General features: G+C 57.7%; 12 protein-coding genes, 2 tRNA genes and 1 pseudogene. 12 read left to right on the top strand and 3 right to left on the bottom strand.

Translation table 11 applies throughout. From position 1 onward, the window contains the following. Nucleotides 1-108: 108 nt before the first annotated feature. The 5 genes from lon to H0V78_09685 all read left to right on the top strand — a co-directional run bounded on the left by lon (nt 109) and on the right by H0V78_09685 (nt 5,200). Nucleotides 109-2,523 (top strand): endopeptidase La, encoded by a 2,415-nt coding sequence (gene lon, locus H0V78_09665; GenBank protein ID MBA2352028.1) that lies wholly within the window; start codon nt 109-111, stop codon nt 2,521-2,523. 137 nt (nt 2,524-2,660) lie between these two features. Beyond that, nucleotides 2,661-2,933, top strand: coding sequence for an HU family DNA-binding protein (locus H0V78_09670; GenBank protein ID MBA2352029.1), 273 nt, complete (start codon nt 2,661-2,663; stop codon nt 2,931-2,933). 87 nt (nt 2,934-3,020) lie between these two features. Further along, nucleotides 3,021-3,096 (top strand) — tRNA-Val (locus H0V78_09675). A gap of 27 nt (nt 3,097-3,123) precedes the next feature. After that, a tRNA-Asp gene (locus tag H0V78_09680) sits at nt 3,124-3,200 on the top strand. A 104-nt stretch (nt 3,201-3,304) separates the two neighbouring features. Next, nucleotides 3,305-5,200: a SurA N-terminal domain-containing protein gene (locus H0V78_09685; GenBank protein ID MBA2352030.1), complete on the top strand. Its 1,896-nt coding sequence runs from the start codon at nt 3,305-3,307 to the stop codon at nt 5,198-5,200. A gap of 23 nt (nt 5,201-5,223) precedes the next feature. Here H0V78_09685 and fabI read toward each other — a convergent pair whose 3' ends face one another. Continuing rightward, nucleotides 5,224-6,009 (bottom strand): enoyl-ACP reductase FabI, encoded by a 786-nt coding sequence (fabI, locus tag H0V78_09690; GenBank protein ID MBA2352031.1) that lies wholly within the window; start codon nt 6,007-6,009, stop codon nt 5,224-5,226. Nucleotides 6,010-6,144: 135 nt separating this feature from the next. Here fabI and H0V78_09695 point away from each other — a divergent pair, with 135 nt between their 5' ends. From H0V78_09695 to H0V78_09710, 4 genes are all read left to right on the top strand, one after another. Next, nucleotides 6,145-8,343 (top strand): ABC transporter substrate-binding protein, encoded by a 2,199-nt coding sequence (locus H0V78_09695; protein ID MBA2352032.1) that lies wholly within the window; start codon nt 6,145-6,147, stop codon nt 8,341-8,343. 94 nt (nt 8,344-8,437) lie between these two features. Further along, on the top strand, nt 8,438-9,415 hold the full coding sequence (locus H0V78_09700) for an ABC transporter permease (GenBank protein MBA2352033.1): 978 nt from the start codon (nt 8,438-8,440) through the stop codon (nt 9,413-9,415). Beyond that, nucleotides 9,412-10,905, top strand: a complete 1,494-nt coding sequence (locus H0V78_09705) for an ABC transporter permease (protein MBA2352034.1) — start codon at nt 9,412-9,414, stop codon at nt 10,903-10,905. Before H0V78_09700 ends, H0V78_09705 begins: the two co-directional genes overlap by 4 nt. Next, a complete protein-coding gene (locus H0V78_09710) occupies nt 10,902-13,019 on the top strand; it encodes a dipeptide ABC transporter ATP-binding protein (protein ID MBA2352035.1) in 2,118 nt (705 codons plus the stop codon). The genes H0V78_09705 and H0V78_09710 overlap by 4 nt, the downstream gene beginning before the upstream one ends. A 492-nt stretch (nt 13,020-13,511) precedes the next feature. On the opposite strand, the pseudogene H0V78_09715 reads toward H0V78_09710, so the two are convergent. Continuing rightward, nucleotides 13,512-14,651, bottom strand: a pseudogene (locus H0V78_09715) (transglycosylase SLT domain-containing protein). 253 nt (nt 14,652-14,904) lie between these two features. Further along, nucleotides 14,905-15,666, bottom strand: coding sequence for a hydroxyacylglutathione hydrolase (gene gloB / locus H0V78_09720; GenBank protein MBA2352036.1), 762 nt, complete (start codon nt 15,664-15,666; stop codon nt 14,905-14,907). 70 nt (nt 15,667-15,736) lie between these two features. On the opposite strand from gloB, the gene H0V78_09725 reads away from it, so the two are divergent. The 3 genes from H0V78_09725 to dnaQ are packed head-to-tail and all read left to right on the top strand — an operon-like array spanning nt 15,737 to nt 17,728. Next, nucleotides 15,737-16,522, top strand: a complete 786-nt coding sequence (locus tag H0V78_09725) for a methyltransferase domain-containing protein (GenBank protein MBA2352037.1) — start codon at nt 15,737-15,739, stop codon at nt 16,520-16,522. Then, on the top strand, nt 16,515-17,009 hold the full coding sequence (gene rnhA, locus H0V78_09730) for a ribonuclease HI (GenBank protein ID MBA2352038.1): 495 nt from the start codon (nt 16,515-16,517) through the stop codon (nt 17,007-17,009). The genes H0V78_09725 and rnhA overlap by 8 nt, the downstream gene beginning before the upstream one ends. Before the next feature lie 11 nt (nt 17,010-17,020). Further along, complete coding sequence (gene dnaQ / locus H0V78_09735) at nt 17,021-17,728, top strand: DNA polymerase III subunit epsilon (GenBank protein MBA2352039.1); 708 nt, start codon at nt 17,021-17,023, stop codon at nt 17,726-17,728. The last annotated feature ends 170 nt before the right edge of the window (nt 17,729-17,898 follow it).

Below are 17,898 nucleotides of genomic sequence, written 5' to 3' on the forward strand. Positions count from 1 at the left end.
GCACCTGCGCATTCCGTTCGTATAGGCGGGTCGTGGATTTTCAGCAGGCCCGGTGCTCGAGTGGCGGCGTGGTTTTCCTTTCTCCGAATGTTTGTTCAGGACAGATACATGGCTTATCCAGATGATTCCGTTGTAACCGCCGAGATGGCGTTGCCGTTGTTGCCGTTGCGCGATGTCGTTGTATTCCCGCATATGGTCATTCCGCTGTTCGTCGGCAGGCCGAAATCGATCAAGGCGCTCGAGATCGCGATGGAATCCGGCAAGAGCATATTGCTGGTGGCGCAGAAATCGGCTGCCAAGGATGACCCGTCTGCTGATGATCTGTACCGTATCGGCAGTGTCGCGAACATCCTGCAGATGCTGAAACTGCCCGACGGTACCGTCAAGGTTCTGGTCGAAGGAAGCCAACGCGCGGAAGTGCGCGAGATCGTCGATGAAAAGACGCATTACGCCGCCGACGCCACGCTGCTGGCCGCAGACAGTATCGCCGGCCATGAGGTCGAGGCGATGCGCCGTGCCGTCATCACGCAGTTCGACCAGTACGTAAAGCTCAATAAAAAAATACCGCCGGAGATTCTGACTTCGCTGGCTGGTATAGACGACGCAGGTCGTTTGGCTGACACGATAGCCGCGCACTTGCCGTTGAAGCTCGAACAAAAGCAGGAAGTACTGGAAATGTTCGAGGTCAAAAAGCGCCTCGAACATCTATTGAGCCTGATGGAAGCCGAGCTCGACATCCTGCAAGTGGAAAAGCGCATCCGGGGGCGCGTCAAACGCCAGATGGAAAAGAGTCAGCGCGAGTACTACCTGAACGAGCAAGTCAAGGCGATTCAGAAAGAGCTCGGCGAGATGGAAGACGGCGCTGATGTCGATGAGATGGAAAACAAGATAAAGGCCGCGCAGATGCCGAAGGATGCGCGCGTCAAAGCCGAATCGGAGTTGAAAAAATTGCGCCTGATGTCGCCGATGTCTGCCGAGGCGACGGTAGTGCGCAACTACATCGACGCGCTGGTTGGGCTCCCGTGGAAAAAGAAAAGCAAGATCAGCAAGGATTTGCGAATTGCCGAGGAGGTGCTCGAAAAAGACCATTACGGTCTGGAAAAAGTCAAAGAGCGCATCGTTGAATATCTGGCCGTGCAGCAGCGCGTCGATAAACTGAAGGCGCCGATCCTGTGTCTGGTCGGCCCCCCGGGTGTCGGCAAGACGTCGCTCGGGCAATCGATCGCGCGCGCGACCAATCGCAAATTTGCGCGCATGTCGCTCGGCGGCGTGCGCGACGAGGCGGAAATCCGCGGCCATCGCCGTACCTATATCGGCTCGATGCCGGGCAAAATTCTGCAGAACATGACCAAGGTCGGCGTGCGCAATCCTCTTTTTCTACTCGACGAAGTCGACAAGATGGGCATGGATTTTCGCGGCGATCCATCATCGGCGCTGCTCGAGGTGCTCGATCCGGAGCAGAACCACACTTTTACCGATCATTATGTCGAGGTCGAATACGATCTTTCCGACGTGATGTTCGTCGCCACGGCGAATACCCTGAATATTCCGGCGCCGCTGCTCGATCGTATGGAGGTGATTCGCCTTGCCGGCTACACCGAAGACGAAAAAATCAACATCGCCATGCGCTATCTGTTGCCGAAGCAGATGAAAAATCACGGCCTGCAACCGACCGAACTGGTTGTTGCTGAACACGCGCTGCGCGATGTCACGCGCTACTACACGCGCGAAGCAGGTGTTCGTGCGCTCGAGCGCGAGATCGCGAAGATCTGCCGCAAGGTCGTCAAGATGCTTTTGCTTAAAACCAGCGTGAAGAAAGTGAATGTCACCTCGCGCAATCTGGCTCACTACCTGGGTGTTCGCCGCCATACCTATGGCATGGCCGAGATCAACAACCAGGTCGGCCAGGTTACCGGCCTGGCCTGGACCGAAGTCGGCGGCGAGCTTTTAACAATCGAGGCAGTCGTGCTTCCGGGAAAGGGAAAAACGATTACCACCGGCAAGCTCGGCGAAGTCATGACGGAATCGATACAGGCGGCGTTGTCGGTTGTGCGCAGCCGTTCGCGGCAACTCGGAATCGACAAGGATTTTTATCAGAAAAATGACGTGCACATTCATTTGCCGGAAGGCGCGACGCCGAAAGACGGCCCCAGTGCGGGCATCGCCATCGGTACCGCCATGATTTCGGCGCTGACCAATATACCGGTGCGCGCGAACGTTGCGATGACAGGCGAAATCACTCTGCGCGGCGAAGTTTTGCCGATCGGCGGCTTGAAGGAAAAACTGCTTGCAGCCCACCGCGGCGGCATCAAAAAAGTATTGATACCCGAAGGCAACGTCAAAGACCTGTCCGAGATTTCGGACCGCATCAAAGGCAAACTGGAAATTCACCCGGTGAAATGGATGGATCAGGTGCTTGAATTCGCTTTGGAACGGCGTCCGAAGCCGCTTCCGGAGGATGAGGAGGTCGTAGCACTCCCCGGCGTTAAAGAGGGGGAGAGCACCGTTGTCATCAAGCATTGAACCTTGCGTCGCTTTCGCTTGCATTTGTGGTTGCTCGCCCGGAACGCAGCCATTCGTCGGCTTGACACCGGCTTTTACGACTTGCTATAAATCCCTGAAGTTGTTCTGGCCTGAGCACACTTGAAAAGGGGATGCAAATGACTAAGTCGGAGTTGATCGAAGCGATTGCGAAGTCGGCGGATATATCGAAATCCGCGGCAGCGCGAGCGCTGGATGGAACGCTCGCTGCTGTCAAGTCGACGATAAAAAAAGGCGGCATGGTAACGCTGGTCGGTTTTGGAACCTTCTATGCGAGCAAGCGGGCAGCTCGCAACGGACGCAATCCGCGCACCGGAGATACGATAAAAATAAAAGCGGCAAAGGTCCCGAAGTTTCGCGCTGGCAAAGCCCTGAAGGACGCGATAAACTAGCGCCTCTTTTTGCGGTAGCGCGCGTTTGCGCAACGCGCGCAGTCTGAAGATTCATCCGACATTTTTCGCGGTCTGTTGAAGATTATTGGGTGCTTAGCTCAGTCGGTAGAGCGTCGCCCTTACAAGGCGAATGTCGGGAGTTCGAACCTCTCAGCACCCACCAGCACGGCCGACAGAATCTGCAGGATCTGGAGTGGTAGTTCAGTTGGTTAGAATACCGGCCTGTCACGCCGGGGGTCGCGGGTTCGAGTCCCGTCCACTCCGCCAAACCAAAAGCGAACGCCCGTTCGCCTTTTTATTCCATGTTCACCAGGCCGTTCAACCTGATCGAGTCATGCGCAAGGCATTGCTCTTTCCTTTATAGGTAACCCATGTTTAATTTCGTGCACGGCAACCGGAGATTTATCCAGGTCGTCATGGTGATCATCGTGTTGCCATTCGCGTTTTTCGGCATCGAATCCTATTTCGACCCATCGGGTGGCAGTGCTGACGTCGCCAGCGTAGGCGGGCAGAAAATTTCACAACAGGAATATGCCCGTGCGCTCGACAGCCAGCAGCAGCGTTTACGCGAAGCGCTGGGCGGGCGCGTCGACCCTGCGCTGCTCGATAGTCCGGACATACGTGCCGCGGTCTTGAACTCCCTGATCCGCGAGCGGCTGCTGGCCAGCGAGGCGGCGGAAACCGGAATGACGGTCACCGATGCCGAGTTGCACTCCGCGATCGCGGCGATTCCCGCGTTTCAGGACAATGGCAAATTTTCGATCAAGCTGTATGAAAATTTCCTGCGCAACCAGAATCTGGCAGCCCAGACGTTCGAGCAAAGCATCAAGCAGGGTTTGCTGCAGGAGCGGCTCATCGGAGCATACGCGGAGACTGCGCTGGTACCGGAACGCGTCGCCGAACGCGTCGCCCGGTTGAATGAACAGCAGCGCGAAGTGAGTCAGGTTCTGGTATCGCCCGATCAGTTTTTAACCGAAATCAAGCTCGAACCGGACGCGGCTAAAAATTACTACGACTCGCATCAAGTCGAGTTTCAGATTCCCGAACAAGTGCGTGTCGAATACCTGGAGCTGTCGCTGGACAAGTTGATCGAACAGATCGAAGTCAGCGACGAAGAATTACAGGCGTATTATCGCGAGCACGCCGCTGAATACGAGCAGCCCGAAGAGCGCGAGGCAAGCCACATCCTGATCAGCGCGGGGGCCGATGCCGACGACAAGACGCGTGCGGCGGCGAAAGAAAAAGCGCAGCAATTGGCCGCCCAGGCGAAAAAGGATCCGGCGAAATTCGCCGAGCTGGCGAAGAAAAATTCGCAGGATCCCGGTTCGGCTGAAAAGGGCGGCGATCTTGGTGGTTTTCGGCGCGGCGCCATGGTCAAGCCTTTTGAAGACGCGGTATTCAGCATGAAGGTCGGCGAGATCGCCGGCCCGGTCGAGTCGCCCTTCGGCTATCACATCATCAAACTGAACGCGATCAAGTCTAGCGGAAAAAGCAGCTTCGACCAGGTTCGAAAACAAATCGAAGCCGACATGAAAAAGCAGAAGGCTGGCGCCACATTCGCGGAAGCGGCAGAGAATTTCAGCAACATGGTTTATGAACAGTCGGACAGCCTCAAACCTGCTGCCGAAGCCGCGAAACTCACTATCCAGACCAGTCCCTCGATCAGCAGAAAAGGCGCTGAAGCGCCGCTTTTGAATAACGACAAGCTGCTGGAAGCCCTGTTTTCCGAGGATGCGCTGGCCCAGAAACGCAATACCGAAGCGATCGAAGTCGCGCCGAATACGCTGGTTTCGGCTCGCGTAATCGAGCATAAGCCGGCCAGCTTGCGCCCCTTCGAAGACGTCAAGACCGAGATTGCCAAACGGTTACTGTTCGAAGAAGCCGGTCGGCGCGCCAGGCAGGATGCCGAAGCCAAGCTCGCGCAATTGCAGAAGGGCGAGGATGCCAAACTTGCCTGGAGTCCGGCGCAGACCATCAGCCGGGCGAAGCACGAAGGATTCGATGAAGCGGCTCTGCGTCAGATATTCCGCGCCGACGCGGCTGTACTGCCTGCCTATACCATGGTTACCAATCCGGACGGTGCGCCGGTGCTCGTTAAAATCAGCCGGGTTAACGACACCGAAATCGGCGCCGACAAGCGCAAAGCCGTCGTTCAGCAGTTGCGTCAGGCTTCCGGGCAGGAGACGCTATCCGCTTATCTGGCGAGCCTGCGCGAGGAAGCGGATGTCAAGATAATGCAGGAAAACCTTGAGCGCAGAGAACGCTAAAGTTGGCCAGCGCAATTCTGGCTTTATTCCATGCCGCCCAGGGCGGTCGCGTTGAAGCCGGCATCGACATAGGTGATTTCCGACGTCATGCCGCTTGCCAGATCGCTGCACAAAAAGGCAGCCACGTTGCCGACTTCGTCTATGCTCACGTTCCGCCGCAGCGGCGCATTTTTTTCGGTATAGGCCAGTATTTTCCCGAAGCCCGAGATGCCGGCGGCGGCGAGTGTTTTGATCGGGCCGGCCGAGATTGCGTTAACGCGTATGTTTTTCGGGCCCAGGCTATAGGCCAGATAACGAACGCTCGCTTCAAGGCTTGCTTTCGCGAGGCCCATGACGTTGTAATTAGGCATCGCGCGCACCGCGCCCAGATAGCTTAACGTCAGCAGCGCGCCGTTGCGGCCGGCCATCATTGGCACCGCGGCCTTGGCGAGGGCCGCGAAACTATATGCGCTGACGTCGTGTGCGACGCGGAAGGCTTCGCGGCTGAGGCCATCGACGAAATCGCCGGCCAACGCTTCACGCGGCGCGTAGGCGATCGCATGCGTGACGACATCGAGTCCGTCCCAACGACCGCCCAGCGCGGCGAACAACTGCGCGATATCTTCATCGCTCGCGACGTCGCACGGTAAAACGATGTCGGTGCCGAACTCTTTAGCCAGATCGATCACGCGATCGCGGATTTTTTCGCTTTGATAAGTGAAAGCGAGTGTCGCGCCCTCGCGCTGCATGGCTTTCGCGATGCCATAGGCGATCGATCGATTGCTGAGCAGACCGGTGATCAGAACTTTCTTGTCTTGCAGAAATCCCATTGCGACTCCCCCCTAAACTGTGGGATCGATTATACAAGCGGATGGCGCACAGCGATTCGCAAACCCCGCTTTAGCAAGCTCGCTGATCCACAAACTCCTGATGCGCCCCGTACGATTACGCTACACTGTTGAGTCATGAAGTCCTGGATCGGTTTCGCGTTGTCGATCACGCCGTTGCTGCTGACAGCGTGCAGCGGAGAATTCTGGAGCGGCGCCTGGAACAATCCCTATCCCGCATCGCAGCGCGGCGAAAACATTCTCTATTCGGCTTTCACCGAGCGTCCGAAGCATCTCGACCCGGTGCAGTCGTACAGCGAGAACGAGGCCGTTTTCAACGCGCAGATTTATCAGCCACCACTGCAATATCACTATTTCAAGCGGCCCTATACGCTGATTCCGCTGGCGGCAACCGCAGTGCCCCAGCCTCAGTACCTCGATGCGCAGAATGCGCTTTTGCCGGATGATGCCGACCCGGCTTCGATCGCGTTCAGCGTTTACGAAATCCGCATCAAACCGGGAATTCTTTATCAACCGCATCCTGCTTTCGCGACCGATGCCAGCGGCCGCCTGCTGCATCACGATCTCACGCCGGATAGGCTCGATGATATCTACAAGCTCAGCGATTTCAAGCAGGATGGCACGCGAGAACTGATCGCCGCCGACTACGTATTCCAGATCAAGCGGCTCGCCCATCCGCGGCTGCATTCGCCGATCTTCGGTTTGATGAGCGAGTACATCGTCGGGCTCAAAGATTTTTCAGCGACGCTGAAACGCGCCGATCAACAGCGCGACAACACTGGAGAGCAAGCCTACCTCGACCTGAACAAATATCCACTGCCGGGCGCTGAAGTCGTCGATCGCTATACGTATCGCGTCAAGCTCAAAGGCAAGTATCCGCAATTCGTCTATTGGCTCGCAATGCCGTTTTTCGCACCGGTTCCGGAAGAGGCCGAACGTTTCTATTCGCAGCCCGGTCTGGCCAAAAAAAACATTACGCTCGACTGGTATCCGGTAGGCACCGGGCCTTACATGCTGACGGTCAATAATCCGAATCGCCAGATGGTCCTCGATCGCAATCCCAATTTTCAAGGCGAAACCTATCCGGCCGACGGCGAGCTTGGCGATGCCGAAAAAGGCCTTTTGAAAGACGCCGGCAAGGCGCTACCTTTCATCGACAAGGTTGTTTTCAGCCTCGAGAAGGAAAGTATTCCATACTGGAATAAATTCCTGCAGGGCTATTACGACGCTTCCGGAATCAGCTCCGACAGTTTCGACCAGGCTGTGCAGATCAGCAGCGGCGGCGACATTGCGCTGACCGATGCGATGCGCGAGAAAGGCATCCGCCTGGTGACGTCTGTTGCGCCGAGCGATATCTATCTGGCCTTCAACATGCTCGATCCCATCGTCGGCGGCGACAGTGAGCGCGCGCGCAAGCTGCGTCAGGCGATATCGATCGCCGTCGATTACGAAGAATACATCAGCATCTTCGCCAACGGCCGCGGCATTCCCGCGATGGGACCGATTCCTCCGGAAATATACGGCCACAAGCCCGGGCAGGAAGGCATCAACCCGCATGTTTACTACTGGATCGACGGCGAGCCGCAACGCAAGCCGTTGGCGAAAGCGCTCGAGTTGTTGAGCGAGGCCGGCTATCCGGACGGCATGGATCGGAAAACCGGGGCGCCGCTGGTGCTGAATCTCGACACCACGGCGCGCGGACCCGACGATAAGGCAAGGCTCGACTGGATGCGCAAGCAATTTGGCAAACTGAATTTGCAGCTCATCGTGCGCGCGACCGATTACAACCGTTTTCAGGACAAAATTCGCAAAGGCAATGCGCAACTTTTCCAGTGGGGCTGGAACGCTGACTATCCGGACCCGGAAAACTTTTTGTTCCTGCTCTATGGCCCGCAAAGCCGCGCCAATCATGAAGGTGAGAACTCAGCCAACTATGCGAACCCTGAATACGACAAGTTGTTCGAGCAGATGAAGAATATGGAAAACGGCCGCGAGCGGCAGGCGATCATCGACCGCATGCTGGAAATCGCCCGCTTCGATGCGCCGTGGGTATGGGGACTGCACCCGAAGGAGTACAGCCTGTATCACCAGTGGATGCATAACCAGAAGCCCAACCAGATGGCGCGCAATGGTCTCAAGTACCAGCGCATCGATAGCGCTTTACGCGTCGAACAGCGCGAAGCGTGGAATGAACCCATTGTGTGGCCACTGTTGTTGCTTATCGCGTTATTGATCGCAATAGCACTTCCTGCCGTCATCAGCTACCGGCGCAGGGAACGCAGGGTTTTCAAAGCCGCGCCCGTTGATGCGCATTGATGCCAACGCGAGCGACGAACGAATGTCCGGTTGCAGCGCGCCTACGCGCGGGTCCGACTCCGGTTCGCAGTACTGGTAGCAACGGCGTTCGCCGATGATCAACTACATCATTCGTCGACTGCTGTACGCGATACCGATTCTGATCGGCGTCAACATCATCACCTTCACATTGTTCTTTCTGGTCAACACGCCAGACGACATGGCGCGCATGCAGCTCGGCGTCAAGCGGGTAACACCGGAGGCGATCGAAAAATGGAAGCAGGAGCGGGGCTACGACAAACCCCTGCTGATCAATCATCAGGCGGACGGTGCGGCGAAGCTGACCGATACGATTTTTTTCGAGAAATCGGTATCGATGTTTGCTTTCGATTTCGGCCGTTCCGACGACGGCCGTGATATCGGTCATGAGATCAGCGCGCGCATGTGGCCAAGCCTGGCGATAGCACTTCCGGTGTTTCTCGTCGGCCTGCTGGTTTACATCACGTTCGCGCTGCTGATGGCGTTTTTCCGCGCAACCTACATCGACTTTGCCGGCGTCGTACTGTGCGTCGCGCTGATGTCGATCTCGGGCTTGTTCTACATCATCGGCGGCCAGTATTTGATCAGCAAACTGTGGCATCTGGTGCCGATTTCAGGTTTCGGCAGCGGCTTGAACTCTGCCAAGTTTCTGGTGCTGCCTGTTGTGGTCGGTGTAGTCAGCAGCGTCGGCGCGAGCTCGCGCTGGTATCGCACGATTTTTCTCGAAGAGATCAACAAGGATTACGTGCGCACGGCGCGGGCCAAAGGGTTGTCGGAGATGCGCGTACTGTTCGGGCACGTACTGCAGAACGCGCTGATCCCAATCGTGACCGGCGCCGTTGTCGTGATACCGCTGCTGTTCATGGGCAGCCTGATCGTCGAATCGTTTTTCGGCATTCCGGGCCTCGGAAGCTACACCATAGATGCGATCAATTCGCAGGATTTTGCCGTCGTTCGCGCGATGGTTTTTCTGGGATCGTGCCTGTACATCGTCGGCCTGATTCTGACCGACATCGCTTACACGCTGGTCGATCCGCGCATCAGGCTCGAATGAACGCGTTCAAACCCGTCATCCTGTGGACCGATGCGCTGATTTATGTGCTGATCGCGGTGATCATCGTTTTCGTCTTTGTCGTGCGGCGCCGCGAATATCTGCTGGCGCCGTGGCGGCGGGTCGCGCACAGCGCCAGCGGCATGTCGTCGGTTGTTGTGTTGTCGATATTCGGCGTGGTCGGCGTACTCGATTCCGTTCATTTCCGACCGGCGATTGGCCCTGACACCGGCGAGGAGAATTATTCGGTCGAGGTCAGAAGCCTGCTCGACGTAATCGCCGCGCCGCTGCGCGCGAAGGCCGAAAAGACTTATTCCGCGCCGTTCGCAGCACAGCTTTTTTCCAAGGAAACGGTGACGCTGCCGGATGGCAGCGAAGCGCGCGTCTACCCACGTTTGCGCCACGGCGGCGCGCACCTTGAAAACCCCGGCGTGCAGCGCTTCGGCGACATACTGACGCGGCTGGGAATAGCGGTTGGCGTCGCCGTTCTGGCGTGGCTCGCAATCTCTGCGTTGCTGATACTGTATCGATCATGGCGGCGGGAGAGCAGCTTCCGTGCTTCGTCTGTCCACTTCGCGCGAGGCGATTCCGATTTTCCCTGGCGCGCCGTGTTGATAACGATAGGCGTTGCCTTGCTGGTCATCGTGCCGATGATCGTTTTGAGCCGTCACTATCACGTGCTGGGCACCGACAAAGTAGGCCAGGACGTGCTGTACCTCGCTGTAAAAAGCATACGCACCGGACTCGTTATCGGCACTCTGACCACTCTGGTCATGCTGCCGTTCGCGCTCGCGCTCGGCATCATGGCCGGCTACTTTCGCGGCTGGATCGACGATGTCATTCAATACACATATACGACGCTGAGCTCGATTCCCGGCGTGCTCCTGATCGCAGCAGCGGTATTGATGACGCAGGTCTACATGGACACGCACCCGGAAATGTTTGAAACCGTGTCGCAGCGCGCCGACCTCCGTTTGCTGTTTCTGTGCATTATCCTCGGCATCACCAGTTGGACCGGCCTGTGCCGGCTGCTGCGCGGCGAAACGCTCAAGCTGCGCGAAATGGAATACATCCAGGCGGCGCAGGCTTTCGGCGTTTCGTCGTGGCGCATAACCAGCCGCCACATCCTGCCCAATGTCATGCACATCGTATTGATCGCGATCGTCATGGATTTCAGCGGTCTGGTGCTGGCCGAGGCTGTGTTGTCGTATGTCGGCGTCGGCGTCGATCCGTCGATGATCAGCTTTGGCACTATGATCAACAGCGCGCGTCTCGAAATGGCGCGCGAACCCATGGTCTGGTGGTCGCTTGCGGCCGCGTTCACCTTCATGTTTGTACTCGTGCTGTTTGCGAATCTGTTCGCCGACGCTGTGCGCGATGCATTCGATCCCCGCGTCAGAACGCGTGCCGGCAAAGCCGCGGCGCGCCGCGCCAACCTCGCGAAGATGATTCCCGCCACTAGCGCCGCGCAGCCGACCCTGGGTTTGAAATGAACACCGGACGGGAAATCAGTGTTGCCGCGCCGCTATTGAGAATCGACGATCTGCGCACATGGCTGGATACCGGCGACAAGGTCGTGCGGGCAGTCGACGGCGTGTCGCTCGAAATTGCGCAGGGCGAGACGTTCGCGCTGCTCGGCGAATCTGGCTGCGGCAAGTCGATGACCGCGCTTTCCATCATGCGCCTGCTGCCGGAAACGGCCGAAATCGTCTCGGGCAGTGTGAAGCTCGGCGACGACAATTTGCTCGCGCTGCCGGAGGTTGCGATGCGCGGCGTGCGTGGTCGGCGCATCAGCATGATTTTCCAGGAGCCGATGCTGAGTCTCAACCCGGTGCTGACCGTCGGCGGACAGATCGAAGAGGCGCTGAAGCGGCACACGCGGCTCAACGACAACGAACGCGCAAAGCGCATCATCGAACTGCTTGATGACGTCGGCATCCCGGACGCCGAGCGGCGGCAGCGCGAGTATCCGTTTCAATTGTCGGGCGGGATGCGGCAGCGCGTGATGATTGCGATGGCGCTGGCGGGCGACCCGGAGCTTTTGGTCGCCGATGAGCCGACCACGGCACTCGACGTCACCATCCAGGCAAAGATCCTGGATTTGCTGCGCGAACTGCAGCAGCGTCGCCGGATGTCCATGCTGCTGATCACGCACGATCTTGGCGTGGTTTCCGAAATGGCGCAGCAGGTTGCCGTCATGTATGCCGGAGAGATTATCGAGCGCGCTTCGCGCGCGCGTTTCTTCGCGACTCCCGCCCATCCGTATTCGCGCAAACTGTTCGATTCCATCCCGACCAAAAACAAACGCGGCGCTTCGCTGGCCGTGATCAGGGGAGGCGTGCCGTCGTTGAGCAGCGAGTTTCGAGGCTGCCGCTTTGCCGATCGCTGCGATTACGCCTGGGATTTATGCCGCGACGTTGCGCCTGGCTGGAGCGACGTCGCGCCCGGTCAAACCGTCAGATGTCATTTGTATGAAGGAGCAATGCGCAGAATGGGCGAACTCGTGCTCGAAGTGGGCACCCTGGATTTGCGTAAAGAGGGGCACACACTGGCTGACTCTATCGCCATTGGCAAGAGCGATGAAACACCGCTACTCGAAGTCGCCGACCTCAAGGTACATTTCCCGATCCATAAAGGTCTGCTCAAGCGGGTGGTTGGGCACGTCAAGGCAGTTGACGGCGTTTCGCTGACGATCAAATCGGGGCGCACGTTGGCGCTGGTCGGCGAATCAGGTTGCGGCAAGACGACGGTTGGGAAATCGATTTTGCGTTTGATAGAGCCTACTGCCGGGAGCGTTCGCTTTGACGAAATCGATCTGGCCAGCCTGAGCCAGCGAAAGTTGCGGCAGCGGCGTTCGGATCTGCAGATCGTATTCCAGGATCCATATGCATCGCTGAATCCGCGCATGCGCGTGACTGAAATAATCGAGGAGGGCATGGCCGCTCTCAAAATCGGCGAGCATGCGGCCGAGCGCGCGCGCCGCATCGATGATCTGCTGCGCGAAGTCGGTCTCAGTGTTGAATCGAAATATCGCTATCCTCACGAATTCTCGGGCGGACAGCGTCAGCGGATCGCGATCGCGCGTGCCCTTGCAGTTTCCCCAAGGCTGGTCATCTGCGACGAGCCGACCAGTGCGCTCGATGTCTCGGTGCAGGCTCAGATACTGAACCTGTTGAAGACGCTGCAAAGCAAACTCGGGCTCGCCTATCTGTTCATCACGCACAATATTTCCGTCGTGGAATTTTTGGCGCACGAGGTCGCGGTGATGTATCTCGGTCGCATCGTCGAGCGCGGCTCGGTCGATGACGTGTTGAATCATCCGAAGCATCCTTACACCCGCGCGCTACTCTCGGCGGTGCCCGTCATCGAAGAAGGCGGCCAGCGCAAATTCATACGCCTGCAAGGCGATTTACCTTCGCCGGTCAACCCTCCGAGCGGTTGCCACTTCAACCCGCGCTGCCCTGATGTCATGCCGCAATGCCGCGACAACTATCCACCACGCACGCAACTCAGCACGACGCACGCGACGCACTGCCATCTGTATGACGAAGCGATTTGCAGGAGCGAAGTGGACGAGCTACCGGAAGCGGTCAGTAAGCGGAGTTGAGAACGGGGTAGAGGATACGGGTAATTACGAGCAAAGGCGGAGACTCGAAACGCGCTGCCGATCCGCGACGGCAAACCGGCGGCGACAGAGCAACTGTCACAAAGACGCCGCTACATCCCCCGAACCAGGTTTCAGTACCAGCTTTTGCCCGAGCGACAAGTTGCTCGAACGCAGATTATTCCACGACTTTAATTGCGCGATTGTTACGTTATAACGTTGGCTGATGCTGAACAGCGTGTCTCCTTTCTTCACTATGTACAGCAATTGCCGCGCAGCTTTTGCCAGCGGACCACTGGCGGCGGGTGTCTTGGGTTGAGCCGATGGAACGCTTTTGGCAGTCGACTTTTCCTTCGGGGCCAATATTACTTTGGAGGCGCTGGATTTCTTTGTGGTTTGGTTTTTTTCAGCTTCGACGCCGGCGCTTTCGGCGATTAGGGCTTTTTTGGACAGATGCAGAGGCACGAGCAGCGGCCCCGCCGACGCTTTGCTTGTGCGGCGGCTCAAGCCATTGATCTCTCTTAGCTGATTCATGCTGAGTCCGAATTTGGCGGCGATTTTATCGAGACGTTCGCCTTTGCGCGCGACGTAGATACGCCACGAAGCCAGCGGCTTCTTGTGATTATCGAGATTGGTCGAAAAAGCTTCTGCCTTGTCGACCGGCAATAGCAGCAGACGGGAACCATCGGAGTTGATCATCGGCCGGTTGAAGGCCGGGTTCAGCGAAATGAATTCCTCGAGCGGTACCTCGGCAAGCTTCGCCGCCACTTTCACGTCGATCTTCTGCGGCGCCGCTACCGTCGTGAAGTACGGCTCGTTTGGGATCTCGCTCAATTCGAGCCCGAAAAGCGTCGGGTTTGCGATCACGTTTTTGACGGCCTGCAGCTTCGGCAAGTATTGCCGCGTCTCGGTCGGCAATGTCAGACTGGGATAATCGGTAGGCAGATTTTTTGCCGCGTTGCGCGCAATGGCGCGGGAAACCGTTCCCTCACCGGAATTGTAGGCGGCGAGCGCAAGGTCCCAGCTGCCGAACATTTCGTACAGCTTGCTCAAATAATCGAGCGCGGCATCGGTCGCGGCGATCACGTCGCGCCTGTCATCGTGCCACCAGTTCTGCTGCAGGCCGAAATACTTGCCGGTCGACGGGATGAACTGCCAGATGCCGGACGCGTGGCTGCGCGAATACGCGGTGGGATTAAAGGCGCTTTCTATCATCGGTAGAAGCGCAATTTCAGTTGGCATGTTACGCCGCTCGACTTGTTCGACGATGTAGTGCAGATAACGCTTGCTGCGATCCACCATGCGTTTCAGATAATCCGGCCTCGCCGTGTACCACCGCTCGTACTCCGCAACCACCTGACCGGGCACGGCCGGCATGTTGAAGCCATTGCGTATGCGCTCCCACAAATTCTCGTGGTCGATCGTCAAGTCCTGGCTGAGGTTGGACGAGAAGGTTCCGAGTGCTTGCTGATTCGCCGCATCACCGCCGCTCGGAATAATGATTATTTTCGGACCGGACGCTTGCGCGGCCGCGGGGATTGCCGGTTGTGGCACGACTGCGGGAGCAGCCTTGACTGTGGGTGGTGGCTTGACGTCTGGAGTCTTGGCAGCGGTGGCGATTTCAGCTCCCACCATTGCCGTTGCCTCGACAGCGGTGACAGGGGTCAAAGGAGTCGAAAGGACTGATGCTCTGGCGGGTACGCTTTGTTCTGCAACGATAGGCGCACCATCCGGCTTGACCAGATTTCCACTTTGCGTAGAACAGGCTTGCAGACCCGCTGTGCCAATAATGATAGCAACAATTACTGTATTCTTATTAGCCATTTATGGTATTAACTTAAAGTTGTGTTTGATATTAGCGAAAATCACTCCAAGTCGTCAAGCAGCATTATTGCCGGTCTTTCCATTGCCGCAGCGCAGCAAAAACTTCGGTTGCGCCAGCCAAGGTCCTCCCAGCATAGGCGTTAACGGACGCGATGACTGCCGGGGTGGTACAACGCAAGAAAGGATTGGTCGCATTCTCCAAAGCGATATTGGAGGGCAAAGTCGGTCGGTTTTGGGCCCGCAATGCGCGCGCGGCTTTTTCGCGAGTGGCAAGCTCGATGTTATCAGGGTCGACGATGCGGGCGAAGCTGAGGTTGGCGAGCGTGTATTCATGGCCGCAGTAAACCTGTGTCGCAGCGGGCAGGCGAGCAAGCTTGTTCAGTGAATCCACCATCTGCTCCGGCGAGCCTTCGAACAGTCGTCCGCAACCGCCTGCGAACAGGGTGTCACCGCAGAACAAGATACCAGGTCCCACGTAGGCGATATGCCCCGCCGTATGCCCCGGAATGGAAAGCACCGTCAAATGCAACGCGAGTTCGGGAAAATCGATGACATCTTCCGCTTGCAGGGGATGCGTGAGCGTTGCGATCGCTTCGTCCCGGGGGCCGTACACGGGGACGCGAAAGAAATCGAGCAGGCGCGCGTTGCCGCCAACGTGGTCGCGATGATGATGGGTGTTGATGATTGCCGCCAGCCGCAATTTCTCGTGTCCGAGATAAGACAGCACCGGCTCGGCATCGCCAGGATCGACCACGACCGCGTGTTCGCCTTTGCGCAGCAGCCAGATATAATTATCCTGAAATGCCGCTAGTGGAACGATCTTCAGCTTGCTATCGTCTTGATCTTCTGGCTGGGCTTTGGAGATCACGTCGAATATTGATTTTGATTTAACGCGAATGGAAAACGCGCTTGTAATGCTGGCGGCATGGCTTGCAACTCCCCTTGGCCAATACTTGCTCGCCAGAGAGCAGGAATACTTCGATCAGACCGTCGCGGATGTATTCGGGTTCAACGCCCTGCAACTGGGGCTTCCCGAGTGCGATTTTCTGCGCACCAGCCGTATTCCGCTGCGCATTCGGATCAATCGCGAGGGGCAGCAGCATCAAGTCGCGGATCAGATCGGTGTGCTGCGCTCTGATTTTCGCGAATTGCCGATCGCCAGCAGCAGCGCCGATCTTGTCGTATTGCCGCATATTCTGGAATTCTGCGAAGATCCCCATCAAATCCTGCGCGAAGTCGCCCGCATTCTCGTGCCCGAAGGCCAGATACTGGTCTCCGGGTTCAATCCGTGGAGTTTGTGGGGCCTGCGGCGTCCGTTGCGTCCTACCCCCGGCGATTCGCCATGGTGCGGCCGCTTCATCAATCTGCCGAGACTCAAGGATTGGCTAGCGCTGCTAGAATTCGAAGTCGCCGCCGGCAAGATGTGCTGCTATGCGCCCCCGATCACGCAGGAAAAATGGCTGAGCAAATTTCAGTTTATGGAAGCGGCCGGCGACCGCTGGTGGCCGATCGCAGGCGGTGTCTATTTCGTGCAGGCGGTCAAACGCGTGCGCGGGATGCGTCTCATCATGCCGAAGTGGAAAGAACGCCGCGCTGCGCAAAGGCAACTCGCCGTCGTGCCGCAAAAGCTGGCTAAGGGTGGAGCCGAAGACGCATCGGCGCCGACCATGAGCGATGTCTGAGATCGTCGAGATTTTCACCGATGGTGCGTGCAAAGGCAATCCCGGCGCAGGCGGCTGGGGCGCCTTGCTGCGCTTTGGCGGACGGACCCTCGAATTGTCCGGCGGCGAAGTTCACACCACGAATAACCGCATGGAATTGACCGCGGTAATCCGTGCCCTGCAAGCGCTGAAGCGCCCGTGCAGGGTGCGCCTGAGCACCGATTCGCGCTACGTGCAGCAGGGCATTAGCAGGTGGCTCCACAACTGGAAGAAGACCGGTTGGCGAACCGCAAACAAGAAGCCGGTCAAAAATGACGACTTGTGGCGGCAGCTCGATGCGCTCGCCGTGCAGCACGAAATCGAATGGATCTGGGTGCGCGGGCACTGTGGGCACGATGGCAACGAGGCAGCCGACGTGCTGGCCAACCGTGGCGTCGCGTCGATCCAGGTGGCAAGGGACGAAGAACCTGTTCAGCGGCAAACCAGAAGCCGGCTTCAGTCTGTGTAGCGGAGATCAATTTGCGGCAGATTTTTCTCGATACCGAAACCACCGGACTGGAAGCGAATCTCGGTCATCGCGTGGTCGAGCTCGCTGGCGTTGAGCTGGTCAATCGCCGCCTGACCGGCCGCCGCTTTCACCGCTATCTGAATCCCGAAAGGTCTTGCGATCTGGGCGCGCTCGCGATTCATGGTTTGACCGATGAATTTTTGCGCGACAAGCCGCGATTCCGCGAGGTCGTTGCGGAGTTCCTCGATTACGTCAGCGGCGCCGAACTCATCATCCACAACGCGCCCTTCGACGTCGCTTTTCTGAATCGCGAATTCGTTCTGCTCGACATGCCGCCGATCAGCGATTGCTGTTCGTACGTGACCGATACCATGCGCATGGCGAAAGAGCTTCATCCTGGAAAGCGCAATTCGCTCGACGCGCTGTGCGATCGCTATCAGATCAACAACGCGGCGCGCACCGTGCACGGCGCGCTGCTCGACGCCGAATTACTCTCCGAGGTTTATCTGGCGATGACGCGCGGCCAGGAAAGTCTGATCATCGAACTTGCGGCGGCAGCCCCCGAGCGGCAAGATGATGCTGATGCTGTTAACGTGGCAGGATTCGAGCTGATCGTCATCCGCGCAAACGATGAGGAGCTTGCCATGCATGCGCAGCAGCTGGAAGAGATAGGCAAGGCGAGCAGGGGTGCTTGCGTATGGTCTGCGCATGCCGCCTGAATGTGCAGCGCATCGCTAGCGCGGGTGGTTGCTCGCAATACGAATAAACGGCTGAAGAAAAGCTGTTTCCTCGTATAGAATAAAAGATGGACACTTCAAATAAGTGTCCATTTCGCGTTTATTTGGCTCCCCGACGTGGGATCGAACCACGGACCCACTGATTAACAGTC

Source organism: Burkholderiales bacterium, assembly GCA_013695435.1.
GTDB lineage: Bacteria > Pseudomonadota > Gammaproteobacteria > Burkholderiales > JACMKV01 > JACMKV01.

Bases quoted from the DNA above. Each gene is read 5' to 3' on its own strand.
- H0V78_09685 (MBA2352030.1), top strand. From the start codon at position 3,305: ATGTTTAATTTCGTGCACGGCAACCGGAGATTTATCCAGGTCGTCATG.
- H0V78_09695 (MBA2352032.1), top strand. From the start codon at position 6,145: ATGAAGTCCTGGATCGGTTTCGCGTTGTCGATCACGCCGTTGCTGCTG.
- lon (MBA2352028.1), top strand. From the start codon at position 109: ATGGCTTATCCAGATGATTCCGTTGTAACCGCCGAGATGGCGTTGCCG.
- H0V78_09705 (MBA2352034.1), top strand. From the start codon at position 9,412: ATGAACGCGTTCAAACCCGTCATCCTGTGGACCGATGCGCTGATTTAT.
- fabI (MBA2352031.1), bottom strand. From the start codon at position 6,009: ATGGGATTTCTGCAAGACAAGAAAGTTCTGATCACCGGTCTGCTCAGC.
- H0V78_09725 (MBA2352037.1), top strand. From the start codon at position 15,737: ATGGAAAACGCGCTTGTAATGCTGGCGGCATGGCTTGCAACTCCCCTT.
- H0V78_09700 (MBA2352033.1), top strand. From the start codon at position 8,438: ATGATCAACTACATCATTCGTCGACTGCTGTACGCGATACCGATTCTG.
- H0V78_09710 (MBA2352035.1), top strand. From the start codon at position 10,902: ATGAACACCGGACGGGAAATCAGTGTTGCCGCGCCGCTATTGAGAATC.
- rnhA (MBA2352038.1), top strand. From the start codon at position 16,515: ATGTCTGAGATCGTCGAGATTTTCACCGATGGTGCGTGCAAAGGCAAT.
- H0V78_09670 (MBA2352029.1), top strand. From the start codon at position 2,661: ATGACTAAGTCGGAGTTGATCGAAGCGATTGCGAAGTCGGCGGATATA.